The sequence below is a fragment of the Streptomyces sp. NPDC046712 genome, from assembly GCF_040645695.1.
Classification (GTDB): Bacteria; Actinomycetota; Actinomycetes; order Streptomycetales; family Streptomycetaceae; genus Streptomyces.
This window is the reverse complement of record NZ_JBEYYW010000005.1, coordinates 251,279-267,920: the sequence shown is the minus strand read 5'-3', so window position 1 is coordinate 267,920 and position 16,642 is coordinate 251,279. Positions and strand designations below refer to the sequence as shown.

Here is a 16,642-nt window from a genome sequence, read left to right as displayed (position 1 = left end):
CCCGAGCGCCTCTGTTCACCCCCGGTTGCCGGAGACGGTCTCGCGGGCCGCCCGCAGCGACTCCTTGAGCGAGCCCATGGTGGCGAGGACGGCGGTCGGCTCGTATCCGCAGTGCGCCATGCAGTTGGCGCAGCGCGGGTCCTTGCCGCGGCCGTACTTGTCCCAGTCGGTCTCCTCGATGAGCTCCCGGTACGTGGGGACGTAGCCGTCGCTCATCAGGTAGCAGGGGCGCTGCCAGCCGAACAGCGAGTAGTTCGGGATCGCCCACGCGGTGCAGGGGAAGTCGGCCTTGCCCTCCAGGAAGTCCAGGAAGAGCGGCGAGTGGTTCAGCCGCCACCGGCTGCGGTTGCCGCCGGCGAAGGCCTTCTTGAACAGCTCCCGGGTCTGCTCGACGCCGAGGAAGTGCTCCTGGTCGGGGGCCTTCTCGTAGGCGTACGCGGGCGAGATCATCATCTCGTCGACCTGGAGGTCGTCGTTGAGGTAGTTGAGCACCTCGATGATGGTCTGCGGGGTGTCGGTGTTGAAGAAGGTCGAGTTGGTGGTGACCCGGAAGCCGCGTCGCTTGGCCTCCTTGATCGCCGCCACCGCCTCGTCGAACACGCCCTCCTTCGCCACGGATTCGTCGTGCCGCTCACGCAGCCCGTCGATGTGCACCGCGAACGCGAAGTACGGGGAGGGGGTGAAGTTCTCCAGCTTCTTGCGCATCAGCATCGCGTTGGTGCAGAGGAAGACGTACTTCTTCTTCGCCACCAACTGGCGCACGATCTCGTCGATCTGAGGATGCATCAAGGGCTCGCCGCCCGCGATGGAGACCATCGGCGCCCCGGACTCCAGGACCGCGCCGACGGCCTGGGCGACCGGCATCCGCTGCTTGAGCACACCCGCCGGGTGCTGGATCTTTCCGCAGCCCTCGCACTTGAGGTTGCAGGCGAACAGCGGCTCCAGTTCGACGATCAGCGGGAACTTGTCCCGCTTGCGGAGCTTCTGTTCGATGAGATAGGTCCCGACCCGGATGGACTGACGGAGCGGCATGGCCATAACTCGCTCACCTCCTGGGGAGCAGCAAAGAACGGTGCCATTCGAAGAATGCGGGAAGGACGGCACGAAGAACACGGAAAGCCGATATTCCACCGCGTACCGTGCCAATCCGGACCAGTTCATGTTCTGGAGCGTCCACGACCACCCGTACGGCCGCAACCGGGCGGGGACCGGCGGCGAGCGCCGTACCGAGCGTGGCGGCGGACTCCATGTCCACCGCGATGGCACCCGTGGCCCGCAGCTCGGCCCGCTCGTGGCCGCGCACGACGTGGCCCGAGCCGGTCAGCGGGCCGGTGTGGACGGTCCTCCCGGGCAGCGCCCGGGTCAGGGCCTTCACCAGCGGTTCGGTCCCGGTGCAGGGGGTGGCGCCGTCGGGGCCCCGGGTCTCGTCGGCGACGATCAGGTCCCCGGGATGCATCCCGGGAGCGAGTCCGGCGCAGAAGCCCGAGGCGATGACGACGGCGTCCCGCCAGGGCTCCCGGTCGAGCGCCCGGGACACGGCGCGGCGGGCGCGGTCCGGTCCCATGCCCGTGCGCACCACGGTGAACGGACCGGACGCGCCGCCCCGCTCACCGCTGCGCAGGGCGAGCTGCTCGATCCCGAGCGCGCACGCGATCAGCAGCGGCGCCGCGCCGGCGGACGAAGGCCCCGGTTCCTCGGCCATCACCCCTCCCTGGAGACGGCCGGTTCGCCGTTCACATAGCGCCCGAGCGCCGTGAGCGGGAACACCTGCCGGTAGAGGTGGTAGTTGATGGAGAAGTCCCAGGGGAATCCGGTGCCGGTGAAGTACGGCTCGTCCCAGGAGCCGTCCGCGCGTTGCGTCTCGGCGAGCCAGGCGACGCCCCGCTCCACCGCCTTGGACTCGCGCCCGCCGGCGGCGAGCAGCGCGAGCAGCGCCCAGGCGGTCTGCGAGGCGGTCGAGGCACCGTGCCCGATCCAGGGCTGCTCCTTGTACGAGCGCAGGTCCTCGCCCCAGCCGCCGTCCTCGTTCTGTACGGACTCCAGCCAGGCGACGGCACGGAGGATCGCGGGATGGGAGCGGGGCAGCCCGGCAGCGGTCAGTGCGGGGACCACCGAGCCCGTCCCGTACACGTAGTTGACCCCCCAGCGGCCGAACCAGGCGCCGTTCGGCTCCTGTTCGGCGAGCAACCACTCGATTCCCCTGCGCGTACGGGGGTGGTGGGCCTTGCCCTCGTAGGCCAGCATCTCCACCACATGGGCGGTGACGTCGGCCGAGGGGGGGTCGATGACCTCGCCGAAGTCGCAGAACGGCAGCCGGTTGGGGAAGGGGCTGGTGTTGTCCGCGTCGAAGGCGGCCCAGGCCCCGTTCTTCGACTGCATGCCGAGGCTCCAGCGGGCGCCGCGGGCGATGGCGGCCTCGACCCGGGCGGGGTCGTGGTGCTTGACGCGGCGCAGCGCGAGGATGACCTCGGCGGTGTCGTCGATGTCCGGGTAGTTGTCGTTGTGGAACTCGAACGCCCAGCCGCCCGGCGGAAGTCCGGGCCGGCGCACGGCCCAGTCGCCGGGCTTGACGATCTCCTCGCCGAGCATCCAGTCGGCGGCCTTCACGAGGGCCGGGTGGTCGGCCGGCAGGCCGGCATCGGCCAGGGCGATGGTGGCGAGACAGGTGTCCCAGACGGGCGACTGGCAGGCCTCGATCATGCGTGAACCGTCCTCGCGCCAGACGGCGAAGCGGTCGAGGGACTCGAGTCCGGCCCGCATGACCGGATGCCCCAGGTCGTAGCCGAGCAGATGCAGGGCGATCACCGAGTAGACGGCCGGGGGCTGGATGCCGCCCCAGCAGCCGTCGTTCTCCTGGCGTTCGACGATCCAGCGGGCGGCGACGTTCATGGCCGCCTTGCGCAGCCGGCGGGGGGCGACCTTGTGGTACAGGTGCATCGCCTTGTCGAGCCGCTGGAAGGCTCCGTCCCAACTGGCCGCGGGCGCCGGTGGCTTCACCGGATTCGGCCGGGCCGGATCGGTGTGCAGCTCGTCCAGCGGGAAGGGCGCGGGCCGCACCGGCCGCTTCGCGGAGACCACGGTGAGCGGCACGATGGTCTGCCGGGCCCAGCAGCCGAAGTCGTAGATGTTGAGCGGGAACCACTTCGGCAGGAAGATCAGCTCGGGTGGCAGCTCGGGCAGGTCGTCCCACTTCCACCAGCCGAAGAGGGCGAGCCAGATCCGGGTGAAGACACGGGCGGAGGCGATGCCGCCGCGGTCCCGGATCCAGGCGGCGGCGCGGGCCATGTGCGGGTCCTCGGGCAGGTCCCCGGCGAGACGCAGCGCCACGTACGCCTCGATGGTGGTGGAGAGTTCGCCGGGTCCGCCGTAGAAGGTCGCCCAGCTGCCGTCCTCGCGCTGCTCGCCCCGGATGAAGAGGGCGGCGGCGCGTGTGGTCTCCGCGTCCTGGATGCCGAGGAACTGGCGCAGCAGGAGGTCTTCGGCGTCCATGGTGACGTTGGTCTCCAGGTCGCCCTTCCACCAGCCTTCGGCGTCCTGGCGGCCGAGCAGATGCTCGACGGAGCGTGCCGCGGCCCGGGCCGCGATCTCTGTGAGGCCGGCCGCCGCGGGCGCGGCGGCCGTGATGTCGGTGGTGTCGCTGGCCGCGGCCGCCCGGGGTCCCACGGCCCCGGCGCTTCCGTCGGTCGTCGCTGTCATGGCTTCCCCTTCGTGCAGTCGAATACTTCTGCTTCCTCGGGTCTGCCGTCGGCCGATGCCCCGTGGCACCGGCCGGCGACTGCGCACTCATATCAGGGTGATGGTGATCATCTCTTCCGTACGACGACGAAGTCGGCGAGCGCGGTGAGCTGCGCCCTGACCCGCTCGGGCATGTCCACCTCGTGCAGGGCCTGGATGGCGATGGTGTGCTGGCGGCGGGCCTCCTGGGAGGTCCACTCGCGGCCGCCGGCCTCCTCGATGAGGGCCGCGCGGGTGGCGAACTCCTGCTCGGAGAAGGAGTCGAAGTCGCTGCTCTTGGCGTCGGCGGCGAGGAGTTCGCCGAGCTTCTCGGACGCCGGGCCGCCGGCCGCCAGGGCGGCGACGACGGGCAGGGACTTCTTGCGCTGGCGCAGGTCGCTCCAGGTCTGCTTGCCGGTGGCCTCGGGGTCGCCCCAGATGCCGAGCAGGTCGTCGACGGCCTGGAAGGCGAGGCCGAGGTGGTAGCCGTACTCCTCCAGCTTGTCCGCCGTGCGGTCGTCGGCGCCGCCGAGGACCGCGCCGATGGAGACGGCGCAGGCGAGCAGGGCGCCGGTCTTGTTGCCCTCCATCTCCAGGCACTCCTCGACGGTGACCCGCTCGCGGTGCTCGTAGGAGATGTCCTGGGCCTGCCCGTCGATGAGCTTGCGGGTGGCGGTGGTCAGCCGGCGGGTGGCGCGGCCGGCCTCGACGGTGCCGAGTTCGAGCAGCAGCTCGTTGGCGAGCGCGAAGAGGGCGTCGCCGACGAGGATCGCCTGGGCGGGGCCGTGCACCTTCCAGACGGTGTCGCGGTGGCGGCGCTGCTCGTCGCCGTCCATCAGGTCGTCGTGCAGCAGCGAGAAGTTGTGGACGAGCTCCACGGCGACCGCGCCGGGGATGCCGACCTCGGGGGCGGCTCCGGCGGCCTCGGCGGAGATCAGCGCGAGCGCGGGACGCACCGCCTTTCCGCTGTCGGCGTCCGTGGGGTTGCCCTGGGCGTCGATCCACCCGAAGTGGTAGGCGGCCACGGTGTCCATGGGCGGTGCGAGCCGGTCGACGGCCGCCCGCAGGACGGGGGTGGACAGGGTCCGCCCACGCTCCAGCAGAGCGGTCACGTCCGCGGTGTCGACGGCCGGATTCACCGGGGGCACAGTCGGCACGGTCTCTCCTCTTGTTCCAGTACTCACACTCATACCGCCTCCTGCAGCGGGTGTTCATGGCGGCGGCCGAGGCCGGAGAGCGCGGCGCCCGCGGCGCTGAAGCCGCTGCGTACGGCGCCCTCCATCGTCGCGGGCCAGCCGGTGGCGGTCCACGCGCCGGCCAGGTAGAGGCCGGGCGCGCGGGTGCGGGCGGCGGGACGGAGCCGGCCGACGCCCGGTGTGGGGGCGAACGTCGCCGTCCGCTCCCGGGTGACGAAGAAGTCCCGGATCCCGGCGCCGCGGGCCGCGGGCAGCAGCCGCTCCAGCTCCGGGAGGTAGCGCTCGCGGAGCACCGAGACCGGCGCGTCGATCTCCTCCTGGGCGGCGGACTGGGAGATGGCCAGGTACTGACCGCCACCCTTGAGACCGGAGGAGTCGGTGCGGTCGAAGACCCACTGCACCGGGGAGCCGAGCGCGGTGAAGAACGGCTGCCTCAGCACCTTGCGGTCGTAGACGACGTGCACGTTGAGGATGGGTGCCGTGCCGATGTCGAGCAGCCGGTCGGGGTCGTCGAGGGCGCCCTCGGGCAGCAGCTCGCGGGTCTCGCGCTGCGGCACGGCGAGCACGACGGTGTCCGCCTCGATGGTCTCCCCCGGTACGTCGACGTTCCACCGTCCGTCGTCGGTACGGGAGATCCGTGTGGCCTTGGTCCGCAGTTCGGTGCGTACGCCGAGGGAGTCGAGGGCCTTGCGGGCCAGGGTGTCGTGGAGCTCGCCGAGGGGCACGTGCGCCCAGCCGATGTCCGCGGCGCCCGGCTCGGAGAGCAGGCCGGTCTTGAAGACCATCGCGGCCAGGCCCATGGAGGCGTGCGGCGCGGTGGCGTTGAGGGTGGCGACGCCGACCAGGTCCCACAGGGCCTCGACGGCGCGCGGGGACTGGCCGTGGCGGCCGAGCCAGGTGGCGAAGTCGATGCCGTCGAGCGCCGGGTCGGCGGGGTCGAGCGCCTTGAGCGCCAGCGCGGCGCGCCCGACGCTCGCGCGCTCCACGAGGGAGAGGTGCGGATAGGTCGCCAGGCTCTTGGCGAGGTGCAGCGGTACGGGCAGGGCGGTCCGGCGCAGCCGTCCGAGGCGGGGGCCGCGGGGGTGGCCGACGTCGAGGACGGGCACGTCGAGCCGGTTCTGCAGGGGCGCGAGGCGGGCGCCGTCGACGCGGTCGAGGAACCAGCGGTAGGCGGTGCAGCAGCGCAGATAGACGTGTTGTCCGTTGTCGACGGTGAGTTCGCCGCGTTGGAACGAGAACGCGAGGCCGCCGAGCCGCGGCCGCCCTTCGAGCAGCGTCACCTCCAGCCCGGCGTCGGCAAGCTGCAGCGCGGTGGTGATCCCGGCGAGCCCGCCGCCGATCACGACGGCGTGCGAGGCCGTCTCCTCCTGGCTCATACCGCCTCCCGTCGGGCCGTCGAAGTGAGGGACGCCGCGGTGCGGCGGGGGGTTGCCCGGTGCCGGGCGGCGTACGGGCGCATCACGCGCGCCTCCTGACGGTCCGTCGGGAGATATGGCGGGTGTCGAGACCGGAGAGGCCGCGCACGGCGACGTACGCCTTCTCCCGGCCGGGCAGCGAGACGCGGCCGCGCAGCACCGCCTCGGGGTCGCGTTCGATCCGGTCGAGCAGACGCCGGTAGATCCCGGCCATGGCGGCGACGCAGGCGCCGCTGCGCCGGTCGAGCATGGGGAGGAGCCGGTAGCCCTCGGCGAACAGGGCGCGGGCGCGCCGGACCTCGAAGTGCACGAGTCCGGTGAAGTCGGCCCCCTCGGGCGGGGTCTCCTTCTCGAAGCCGTCGCCGCAGCCGAACTTGGCCAGGTCGTCGGCGGGAAGGTACGTGCGCCCGCTCCCGGCGTCCTCGCGGACGTCCCGGAGGATGTTGGTCAGCTGCAGGGCGAGTCCGAGTGTGTCGGCGTACTCGGGGGCGCGCTCCGCCCCCTGCGCGCCGGGCTGGGTGCCGAACACCCCGAGGGAGAGCCGTCCGATGGCGCCCGCGACACACCGGCAGTAGACCTTGAGGTCGTCCCAGGTCTCGTACGTCTCGCCGCGGACGTCCATCAGGACCCCGTCGATGAGTTCGTCGAGGCCGCCGAGCGGGATGGGGAAGCGGTGGGAGGCGTCGGCGAGGGCCACGGCGACGGGGTCGGTGTCGTCCTCGTCCACCTCGTTCCGCCGGATCCGATCCAGGAGGGCGCGGGTGGATTCCAGCCGGTCCCGCTTCGCCTCGGGCGCGAGGGCACCGTCGCCGATGTCGTCGACCCGACGCGAGAACGCGTACAGCGCCGACATGGCCTGCCGCTTCTCCGTCGGCAGGAGTCGGATGCCGTAGGCGAAGTTGCGTGCCTGGTGGCCGGTGACGGCCTCGCAGTAGCTGTACGCGGCCTGTACCGGCGCGGACGTCTCCGTCTGTACCTCCACGGTCCGGCTCACCCCTCTCTCCGCGCTCTGAGCAGGACCGCTCCCGCTTCGCGCATCAGACTCGGCTTGGTGGGCTTGGGCGGCTTCGGCAGTACGTCGTACCCGCCTCCGGCGGCGGCGATCGCGTCGAGCGCGGCGAGCCCGCCGGCGGTGAAACCGGCGAGCAGCAGACGCAGCCTGCCGTGGACGCTGCCCACCAGCGGGGTGCCGTCGTGCAGCAGCTCGCGGGCGCGCTGCGCCTCGAAGGCGATCAGCGCACGGACCGACGCTCCGGCGGTGGGCCGGGCGAGGTCGTCCTCCGTGACGTGGAAGGCCTTCATGTCCTCGGCGGGCAGGTAGATCCGGTCGCGGCCGAGGTCCTCGGCGACGTCCTGGAGGTGCTCGACGATCTGCAGCGCGGTGCAGATCGCGTCGGAGCGGCGGATGCGCTCGGGGGTGGCGGTCCCGGTGATCCCGAGGACGAGCCGGCCGACGGGGTTCGCGGAGAGTTCGCAGTACGCGAGGAGGTCGTCGTAGGTCTCGTAGCGGCGCACCAGCTGGTCCTGGCGGTTGGCCTCGATCAGGCCGAGGAACGGCTCGGGGGTGAGCCCGCGGCGCCGTACCGTCGGCTGGAGGGCCCGCAGCAGGGGGTGGCGCGGGTTCGAGTCGAAGACCCGCGTCAGATCGGCCTCGAAGGCGTCCAGCATCGCGAGCCGGTCCTCGGCCCGCTCCGGGGGGACGCCGAGGTGGCGGGCGTCGGCTCCGCCGGGTGCGAGATCGCCGTCGCCGATGTCGTCGACGAGGCGGGCGTAGCCGTAGACGGCCATGAGGTCGTCGCGCCAGGCGCGCGGCAGGAAGAAGGGGGCCACGGGGAAGTTCTCGTCCGCGGCCTTGTCGAGCGTGGTGCGCGATGAGGCGTCGGGGCGCACCTGCCGGATTCCCGTCACTGGGGGCTGCCCGACGCGGGGACGGCGACACCCTCGTGGAGCTGGAGATTTTGCGTCATGGCCGTCACATCTCCTGTTCTACACTGCCGATCCAATCCATCCTATTTCGGACACGCCACCGGGCCTCCCCAGAGGGCTCGCCGCCTGACGGCCGGGACGCCTAGGGGGTATCGCCCCACTTGCCACGAATCAGCACCGGTACAGCTTACGTTGTACAACGCCCGCCGCCTCGTCGGGGTGCGCGCCGCATTGCGAAAACATCACCGGGCGCGCCAACCATCCCGCGCGGCACGGAAGTTCACGGCTTCTTGACGTTCAGTCGGCGCGGGCGCCGGAGACGACCATGGCGAGGGTGGACTCGACGACGTCCGCGCGCCGCCGCTCCGGGAGACGGCGCAGCGGGCCGTCGAGCAGGAGGAGTGACAGTCCGTGCACGGCCGACCACGCGGCGGCCTCGGCGGCCGGGCGCGCCTGGCGCGGGATGCGGCCGACCCGGGCCAGGGCGTGCAGCGCGTCCGTGAGCAGCGTGAACGCCCGGATCTCGGGTTCAGGCTCGGACGGACGCCCGGTCGGCGTCCACTCCTCGCCGCAGGCCGGGCGGGGGGTGCAGAACGCCGCACGGTAGAGGCCGGGCTGCTCCAGGGCGAAGCCGACGTAGCCGCGGCCGAGTGCGGCGAGTCGCAGCTCCGCGGCGACGGTCTCGTCGTCGGCCCCGGGGGCCCGGTCGGCGGCGCGCTCCATGGAGTCGGCGAGCGCGCGCTGGGCGTGGATCTTGACGGCCCTGAGCAGCGCGCCGCGGCCGTCGAAGTGCCGGTAGGCGGCGGTGGGTGAGACCCCGACCCGGCGGGCCGCCTCGCGCAGGACGACGCGGTCGGGCCCTCCTTCGGTGGCCAGGTCGACGGCGGCGCAGATCAGCGCGTTGCGCAGGTCGCCGTGGTGGTAGGACTTTCCCCCCGAGATCGCTGCCATGCGCTCATCCTGCCCGATGTTGACCGCATGAACATTCCAGGCGAGGGGCACGCCGCGCCGCGGAGAACGCGAAGGCCCCCGCCGGTTCGGCGGGGGCCTCGTGAGGCGGGGCGGGACTACTTCCCGGTCTCGCGCTCGTACGCCTTGATGACCTCGTCCGTGGGCCCGTCCATCAGGAGCTCGCCCTTCTCCAGCCACAGCACCCGGTCGCAGGTGTCCCTGATCGACTTGTTGCTGTGACTGACCAGGAAGACCGTGCCGGCCTCCTTGCGGAGCTCGCGGATCCGCTCCTCGGAGCGGATCTGGAACCGGCGGTCACCGGTCGCCAGCGCCTCGTCGATCATCAGCACGTCGTGGTTCTTGGCGGCCGCGATGGCGAAGCGGAGCCGGGCGCCCATGCCGGAGGAGTACGTGCGCATCGGCAGGCTGATGAAGTCGCCCTTCTCGTTGATGCCCGAGAAGTCGACGATCCCCTCGTAGCGCTCGCGGATCTCTTCCTTGCTCATTCCCATGGCAAGGCCGCCGAGAATCACGTTGCGCTCACCGGTGAGGTCGTTCATCAGCGCCGCGTTGACGCCGAGGAGCGAGGGCTGGCCGTCGGTGTAGACCTTGCCGCTCTCCGTGGGGAGCAGTCCCGCGATGGCGCGCAGCAGCGTCGACTTGCCGGAGCCGTTGCTGCCGATGAGGCCGATGGCCTCGCCGCGGTACGCGGTGAAGGAGACGCCGCGCACGGCGTGCACCTTGCGGACGCCGCGGGAGACCTCGGCCTTTCCGCGGCCGATGATCCGGCTGAGCGCCGCCGTGGCGCTGCCCTTGCCGCCGCCACCGGTGTGGACCCGGTAGACGATGTGGACCTCGTCGGCGATGACGGTGGGAACGCGTCCCTGAGTGGAATCAGCCACGGCCGTACCTCTCCTCGGCCTTCCAGAAGTAGACGAAGCCCCCGGCGCCGATGACCAGGGCCCAGCCCAGGGCGGCCATCCAGACGTGCGACGGCAGGTTCGCCGATCCGTAGCCGTCGATCAGGGCGAACCGGATGAGGTCCATGTAGAGGGCCGCCGGGTTGTACATGAGGACGTCGGCGATCCAGGCCGGCTTGTCGGCCAGCATCACCGGGATCGAGAACATCACGCCGGACGCGTACATCCACGTGCGCATCACGAACGGCATCAGCTGGGCGAGGTCGGGCGTCTTGGCACCCATCCGCGCCATGATCATGGCCAGGCCGACGTTGAACACGAACTGCAGGAGCAGGGCCGGGACCAGGAGCAGCCAGCTCAGCGACGGGTAGCTGCCGAACGCGATCGCGACGGCCGCGAGCACGATCATGGAGAACAGCAGCTGCTGGAGCTGCTGGAGAGCGAACGAGATGGGCAGCGTGGCGCGAGGGAAGTGCAGCGCCCGGACCAGTCCGAGGTTGCCGGAGATCGCCCGGACGCCCGCCATCACCGAGCTCTGTGTGAAGGTGAACACGAAGATCCCCGTCACCAGGAAGGGGATGTACACCTCGGTGGTCATCCCCTGACCGGCGCCCAGGATCAACCCGAAGATCAGGTAGTAGACCATCGCGTTCAGCAGCGGGGTCGCCACCTGCCACAGCTGGCCGAGCTTGGCCTGGCTGTACTGCGCGGTCAGCTTGGCCTGGGAGAACGCCAGGATGAAGTGGCGCCGGCCCCACAGCTGGCGGACGTACGCGAAGAGCCCGGGCCGGGCGCCACTGACCGAGAGACCGTACTTCCTGGCCAGTTCGGCCGGGGTGAGGCCGTCATCGGCGGAAGGCGGGGCGCTCGTCGCGACCGCACCGTCGTGGGTTGTGTCACTCACAAGTCGAAACTTTCGTATCCAAGATGCGCGGCAAGTCGGGTACCACGTTGTCACACGACGGGCGGGCGTCCCAGTCGGGTCAGCCGCCACACCGTACGCCATTTCATGGGCCGTCGCGGTCCGCAGGGAGTGGCCCAGCCTTCCCGGAATCCGCCGATCCACGCCTTGAGGGCGGGGACGGAGGGGCGCCGCGCGAGAGTCAGCAGCAGCCAGACACCGAGATAGACCGGAACCAGGGGAGCGGGCAGATTGCGACGGGCCAGCCACACCCGGTTGCGGGCCACGTTGAAGTGGTACGACGCGTGCCGGGAGGGAGGTGTGGTGGGGTGCAGCAGCACCATGTCGGAACGGTAGTCGATCATCCAGTCGGCGTCGAGCGCCCGCCAGGCGAGATCGGTCTCCTCGTGGGCGTAGAAGAACTCGCCCGGCAGACCGCCGACTTCGGTGAGCACCTTCGTACGGACGGCGTTGGCGCCGCCGAGGAAGGTGGTCACGCGCGAGGACCGCATCGGGTCCGCCGCGCGCAGCCGCGGCACGTGCCGGCGCTGAGTGAGGCCCGTCTCGGGGTCCGCGATCCGGAAGCTGATGATGCCCAGCCGCGGATCGGCGGTGAACGCCTGGCGGACGAGCTCGGCGGTGTCCGTGTGGGCGAGCAGCCCGTCGTCGTCCAGGAAGAGCAGGGCGTCGACGGGGCCGCAGGGCCCACCGGGGCCGAAGGCGTCGATGCCGACGTTGCGGCCGCCGGGGATGCCCAGGTTCTCGGGCAGGTCGATGGTGTGGACACCGTCGGGCACACCCGTCACGGGGGCGCCGTTGCCGACCACGACGACCTCGATCGGGTCGCCGTCCTGCTTGGCGACCGAGTCGAGGAGCGCGCGCAGATCGTCGGGGCGGTTGCCCATGGTGATGATGACGGCGCCCAGCTTCATCGGCGTACTCACGCTTGTCCTCACTTCAGCCGGCTCGACGCCAGGATCGACACCAGGTGCAGCACCGTCTGCAGGAGCGCGATGCCGGCCAGTACGGCGACACCCAGCCGCGAGAAGAACAGGTCGTCCCTGACCGCGTCGACGACGGCCAGGACGAGGATCAGCAAGGAGGCCTCGATCCCGAGGACCAGCCGGTGGAACTTCAGCGCGGCGGCGGCCCGGCGGGCCAGCGCCATGCCGGACGAGCGCGGCTCGGAGGCGGCCTCCTTGACCGGCGGCAGCCCGCCCTGGTGCCGGGCGACACCGACGAGGTCGGTCTCGGCCTTGATCAGGATGGCGCCGAGGGCGGCGAGGGTGCCGAGGAAGGCCCACAGCCAGTCGATCCGCCCGGAGCCCCACAGGTCGGCGGCGCGCAGACCGAAGCCGACGAGGACGGCGGCGTCGCACAGGTAGGCGCCGACCCGGTCGAGGTACACGCCGGCGAGCGAGAACTGCTGCTTCCAGCGGGCCACCTCGCCGTCGACGCAGTCGAGCAGCAGATACAGCTGGACCATGACTACGCCGAGCACGGCGCCCCAGATCCCCGGAATCAGCAGAGCCGGGGCGGCGAGGACACCCGCGAGGGTCATCACGTACGTGAGCTGGTTCGGCGTCACCCGGGTCTTCACCAGATGCCGGGTGATCCGCAGCGAGATCTCCCGCATGTAGAGGCGGCCGCCCCAGTGTTCGCCGCTCCGCCGGTCCTTCACGCCCGCGGGGTGAACGACCGGGCGGAGCTCAGCTACCGATGGCTTTTGCATAGTCGGCGTACGCGTCCCTGATCTCGTCTGTGGACAGGTCGAGGTGCTCGAGGATGGTGAAGCGGCCCGGCCGGGTCTGCGGGGCGAACTCCACGGCCCGGACGAACTCGTCCACGGTGAAGCCGATCTCCTCCGGCAGCACCGGCAGGCCGTGGCGGCGCAGCGTCTCGACCATCAGCCCGGACGCGTCGGTGGCGCCGCGCAGATGCATCGCGAAGGCCGCTCCGAGTCCGCACTGCTCGCCGTGGCTGGCCGCGCGGGCCGGGAAGAGCAGGTCGAAGGCGTGGCTGATCTCGTGGCAGGCGCCCGAGGAGGGGCGGGTGTCGCCGCTGATCGACATGGCGATGCCGGACATCACCAGGCCCTCGGAGAGCGTGACGAGAAAGTCGTCGTCGCCGACGCCGCCGGGGTGGCGGAGCACGGCCTCGCCGGCGCTGCGGGCCATGGCCGCGGCCAGGCCGTCGACCGGCTCGCCCGTCTCGCGGTGCGAGAGCTCCCAGTCCGCGATGGCGGACAGGTTGGAGATCGCGTCGCCGATGCCGGAGCGGACGAAGCGCACCGGGGCGTCCCGGATCACGTCGAGGTCGATGACCAGCGCGATCGGGGTCGGCACACCGTAGGAGCCGCGCCCGTTGTCGTTGTCCAGGGTGGAGACCGGCGAGCAGATGCCGTCGTGCGACAGGTTCGTGGCGATGGCGACCAGCGGCAGGCCGACCCGGGCCGCCGCGTACTTGGTCACATCGATGATCTTGCCGCCGCCGAGGGCGACCACGGCGTCGTACCGCTTGCCGCGCATGGCGTCGGCGAGCTTCACGGCCGCGTCGATGGTGCCGCCCTCGACCGGGTACCAGTCGGCGCCGGGCAGCTCGGGGGCGAAGTGGTCACGCAGCTTCAGGCCCGAGCCGCTGCTGATCGCCACGGCGATCCGGCCGTTGCTGGAGATCCGCTGGTCCGCGAGGAGCGTGGAGAGGTCCTCCAACGCTCCCCGGCGGATGTCGACGACGACCGGCGAGGGGATCAGCCGGGTCAGTACTGGCACGCGATGTCACGGCCCTTCGCGAGGTCGTCGTGGTTGTCGATCTCGACCCACTTGACGTCGCCGATGGGGGCCACGTCGATGGTGAAACCGTCGTCGACGAGCTTCTGGTAGCCGTCCTCGTAGTACAGGTCGGGGTCGCGCTCGAAGGTGGCCTTCAGGGCGTCGGCGAGCGCCTCGGCGGCCTCGGGCTCGATGAGGGTGACGCCGATGTACTCGCCGGTGGCGGTGGCCGGGTCCATCAGCTTGGTGATCTTCCGGACGCCCTTGCCGTCGGCGGTGATGACCTTCATCTCCTCGTCGGCGAGGTTCTTCACCGTGTCGAGGGCGAGGATGATCTTCTGGCCGTCGCCGCGCGCGGCGAGCAGCGTCTTCTCGACGGAGACGGGGTGGACGGTGTCGCCGTTGGCGAGGATCACACCGCGCTTGAGGACGTCACGGGCGCACCACAGGGAGTAGGCGTTGTTCCACTCCTCGGCCTTGTCGTTGTCGATCAGGGTGATCGAGACGCCGTAGGTGGCCTCCAGGGCCTCCTTGCGGGCGTACACGGCCTCCTTGCGGTAGCCGACGACGATGGCGACCTCGGTGAGGCCGACCTCCGCGAAGTTCTTCAGCGTCAGGTCGAGGACGGTCGTCTCACCGTCGACAGGCACGAGGGCCTTCGGAAGCGTGTCGGTGTAGGGGCGCAGACGCCGTCCGGCACCGGCTGCCAGTACGAGGCCAATCATGCTGTTTCTCCTTCGTCGTGTACGGCGGGTGCTCCGGAGGACACCCAGAAGCGGATGGACTCCACGAGCACCACGAGCGCGACGGTGACCGCCAGGGCGGTGAGCGCCAGGGTGAAGTCGTTGCCACGGCTCGCCAGCAGGGCGGCGAGGACCGTCACCAGCAACGTGCGGCCCTCGTGACCGCCGATGGTGCGCACCAGCCAGGTGGGCGGCGCGCCGGTGCCGCCGCGGATGCGGTACACCGTGTCGTAGTGATGGTAGGCGACGGCGGCCACCAGTCCGTAGGCCGCGGGCAAGGCCCCGTTCACCTCGGAGCGGGCCGCGAGGATCAGGATCGTGCCGTACTCGGCGGCCCGGAAGACGGGCGGCACGAGCCAGTCGAGGGCGCCCTTGAGGGGGTGGGCGACCGCGACGGCGGAACAGATGACATAGAACACGGCCGCGACCACGACCTGGGCGCTGCCGAAGTCCCGGGCGCCGGCGGCGGTCAGCAGGGAGACCGCGCCGATCGTGGCGACCACGGGCGGGACCCAGGCGCCCTTGATGTTCGGGCGGGTGGCCGCCAGGAGCTGGGCGAGCGGCCCCGAGTCCGCCAGGTCGGCGAGGGCCTGCGCGGCCCGGTCCGTGCGCTTCGCCTTTCGCGTCAGCGAGCGCAGCACGCGCCCCGCGGTGGTGTAGCAGGCGCCGAAGGCGCAGCCGATGATCAGGGCCCAGAAGACGATCCGCGGGGTGGTGACGGCGGTCAGGACTGCGATCATGGCCCAGCGCTCGCCGATCGGCAGGATGATCATCCGGCGGACCCAGACGGTCCAGCCCACGCTGTCGAGGCGGTTCGAGAGGGCCGCGGTGGGGCTCGTGTTGGCCGTGGCGTCGTGGTTGGCCTCGTTGAACGAGAAGTCCACGACGTGGCGGCAGGTCATCAGGACCATCGCGCCGAGCGCGAGCGCCCACACGTCGTCGCCGTTCCGCGCCGCCCCGAGGGCGAGGCCCGCGTAGAAGGCGTATTCCTTGGCGCGGTCGAAGGTGGCGTCGAGCCAGGCGCCCATCGTCGAGTACTGCAGGGAGTAGCGGGCGAGCTGCCCGTCGGTGCAGTCCAGGACGAAGGAGACCAGGAGCAGGACGCCGGCCGCGATGTACCCGCCGCGCTCGCCGGTCGCGGCGCAGCCGGCCGCGATCAGGGCGGTGAGCAGCGAGGCGGTGGTGACCTGGTTCGGGGTCAGTCCGCGCCGCGCGCACCAGCGGGCGATGTAGCGCGAGTACGGGCTGATGAAGAAGGTGGTGAAGAAGCCGTCGTGGGCCTTCACGGCCGAGCGCAGCCGTACGGCCTCGTCGTCGACGGCCGCGACGGCGTCGCGGGCCGCGTGCCGGCCCTCCGCGTCGCTCGGTACGGCGGCGACGAGGGAGCCGAGCTCGGGACGGTGCACGGCGACGCCGTCGTCGGCGAGCGCGGCGGCGAGCGTGTCGGGCAGACCCTCGCCCGCGGCGACGGGTACGGGCCCGGGGGCCAAGCCCGGCACCGGCGCGGACACGTCCGTCAGCGCGCGGGCGAGCGCCGGGCGGGCCTCGCTCTGCGCGGTGAGCGCGCCGGGTACGGCGGAGGCGGGGAAGCGGGGGTCCGTGAGGGCCAGCCGCAGCGCGTGAAGGTGTCCGACGAAGCGGGGGTCGACCACGGCGACCCGCTCGCCGGCCGGTACGGCGGCGAGCAGTGCGCCGGCGTCACGCGGATCGGAGGCGACCCTGACGTCGAAACCGAGCGACCGCAGATCGCCGTCGAGCGACGATCCGGGTACCGGCGGACCGGTGAGGATGGCGGTCGACAGACGAACTCACTCCTTGGAGCTGACGGGCGGGCCGGCGGGGCCCATGACACGGCCCCGGGCACGGCGGTACGGCCCGGCATCGGGCGGCAGCACGTCGGCTGAGGCTATCGGATGAACGAAAGCGGGAGTTCACCGAGGCTTTGCGGTGCGGACTCCCCCGGGCCCACTCGAAATCCGTGCGAGCGCGCCCCGTCCTGCGGAGATCATCATGGGCGATCGACGTCCCACCCCACAAACCGCGCTCGGGTGGCCCCTTCGCCCGACCGTCGCACCGTTGCCCGACCGGTCCGTATAACCGCAGGT

Annotated in this window: 15 protein-coding genes; all 15 read right to left on the bottom strand. The window is 71.5% G+C overall.

Annotation, left to right across the window (positions count from 1 at the left end; all coding sequences use genetic code 11):
- Nucleotides 1–15: 15 nt before the first annotated feature.
- Nucleotides 16–1,038, bottom strand: coding sequence for an adenosyl-hopene transferase HpnH (hpnH, locus tag ABZ939_RS09690; protein ID WP_361851130.1), 1,023 nt, complete (start codon nt 1,036–1,038; stop codon nt 16–18).
- Nucleotides 1,039–1,045: 7 nt separating this feature from the next.
- The gene (locus tag ABZ939_RS09685) at nt 1,046–1,702 is read right to left on the bottom strand and encodes a 1-hydroxy-2-methyl-2-butenyl 4-diphosphate reductase (protein ID WP_361851128.1); all 657 of its coding nucleotides are present in this window, start codon (nt 1,700–1,702) and stop codon (nt 1,046–1,048) included.
- Complete coding sequence (gene shc, locus ABZ939_RS09680) at nt 1,702–3,696, bottom strand: squalene--hopene cyclase (protein ID WP_361851126.1); 1,995 nt, start codon at nt 3,694–3,696, stop codon at nt 1,702–1,704. Before shc ends, ABZ939_RS09685 begins: the two co-directional genes overlap by 1 nt.
- Before the next feature lie 107 nt (nt 3,697–3,803).
- Entirely contained in the window at nt 3,804–4,904 is a 1,101-nt protein-coding gene (locus ABZ939_RS09675; protein ID WP_361851124.1) for a polyprenyl synthetase family protein, read from the bottom strand.
- Nucleotides 4,901–6,286: a hydroxysqualene dehydroxylase HpnE gene (gene hpnE, locus ABZ939_RS09670; protein ID WP_361851122.1), complete on the bottom strand. Its 1,386-nt coding sequence runs from the start codon at nt 6,284–6,286 to the stop codon at nt 4,901–4,903. The genes ABZ939_RS09675 and hpnE overlap by 4 nt, the downstream gene beginning before the upstream one ends.
- 82 nt (nt 6,287–6,368) lie before the next feature.
- Complete coding sequence (gene hpnD / locus ABZ939_RS09665) at nt 6,369–7,319, bottom strand: presqualene diphosphate synthase HpnD (protein WP_361851120.1); 951 nt, start codon at nt 7,317–7,319, stop codon at nt 6,369–6,371.
- On the bottom strand, nt 7,316–8,233 hold the full coding sequence (gene hpnC / locus ABZ939_RS09660) for a squalene synthase HpnC (protein ID WP_361851118.1): 918 nt from the start codon (nt 8,231–8,233) through the stop codon (nt 7,316–7,318). Before hpnC ends, hpnD begins: the two co-directional genes overlap by 4 nt.
- A gap of 315 nt (nt 8,234–8,548) precedes the next feature.
- Nucleotides 8,549–9,202 (bottom strand): TetR/AcrR family transcriptional regulator, encoded by a 654-nt coding sequence (locus ABZ939_RS09655; protein ID WP_361851116.1) that lies wholly within the window; start codon nt 9,200–9,202, stop codon nt 8,549–8,551.
- Nucleotides 9,203–9,318: 116 nt separating this feature from the next.
- Nucleotides 9,319–10,104 (bottom strand): ABC transporter ATP-binding protein, encoded by a 786-nt coding sequence (locus ABZ939_RS09650; RefSeq protein ID WP_361851115.1) that lies wholly within the window; start codon nt 10,102–10,104, stop codon nt 9,319–9,321.
- A complete protein-coding gene (locus ABZ939_RS09645) occupies nt 10,097–11,026 on the bottom strand; it encodes an ABC transporter permease (RefSeq protein ID WP_361851113.1) in 930 nt (309 codons plus the stop codon). Before ABZ939_RS09645 ends, ABZ939_RS09650 begins: the two co-directional genes overlap by 8 nt.
- Nucleotides 11,027–11,076: 50 nt before the next feature.
- Nucleotides 11,077–11,955 carry a glycosyltransferase gene (locus ABZ939_RS09640; protein WP_361851315.1) on the bottom strand — a complete coding sequence of 293 codons (879 nt, stop codon included), beginning with the start codon at nt 11,953–11,955 and terminating at the stop codon, nt 11,077–11,079.
- 20 nt (nt 11,956–11,975) lie between these two features.
- Nucleotides 11,976–12,755, bottom strand: a complete 780-nt coding sequence (locus ABZ939_RS09635) for a CDP-alcohol phosphatidyltransferase family protein (RefSeq protein WP_361851111.1) — start codon at nt 12,753–12,755, stop codon at nt 11,976–11,978.
- Entirely contained in the window at nt 12,733–13,794 is a 1,062-nt protein-coding gene (locus tag ABZ939_RS09630) for an iron-containing alcohol dehydrogenase family protein (protein WP_361851109.1), read from the bottom strand. The genes ABZ939_RS09635 and ABZ939_RS09630 overlap by 23 nt, the downstream gene beginning before the upstream one ends.
- Nucleotides 13,782–14,519: a phosphocholine cytidylyltransferase family protein gene (locus ABZ939_RS09625; protein WP_361851107.1), complete on the bottom strand. Its 738-nt coding sequence runs from the start codon at nt 14,517–14,519 to the stop codon at nt 13,782–13,784. Before ABZ939_RS09625 ends, ABZ939_RS09630 begins: the two co-directional genes overlap by 13 nt.
- A complete protein-coding gene (locus ABZ939_RS09620; RefSeq protein WP_361851313.1) occupies nt 14,516–16,339 on the bottom strand; it encodes a DUF5941 domain-containing protein in 1,824 nt (607 codons plus the stop codon). Before ABZ939_RS09620 ends, ABZ939_RS09625 begins: the two co-directional genes overlap by 4 nt.
- Nucleotides 16,340–16,642 lie beyond the last annotated feature (303 nt).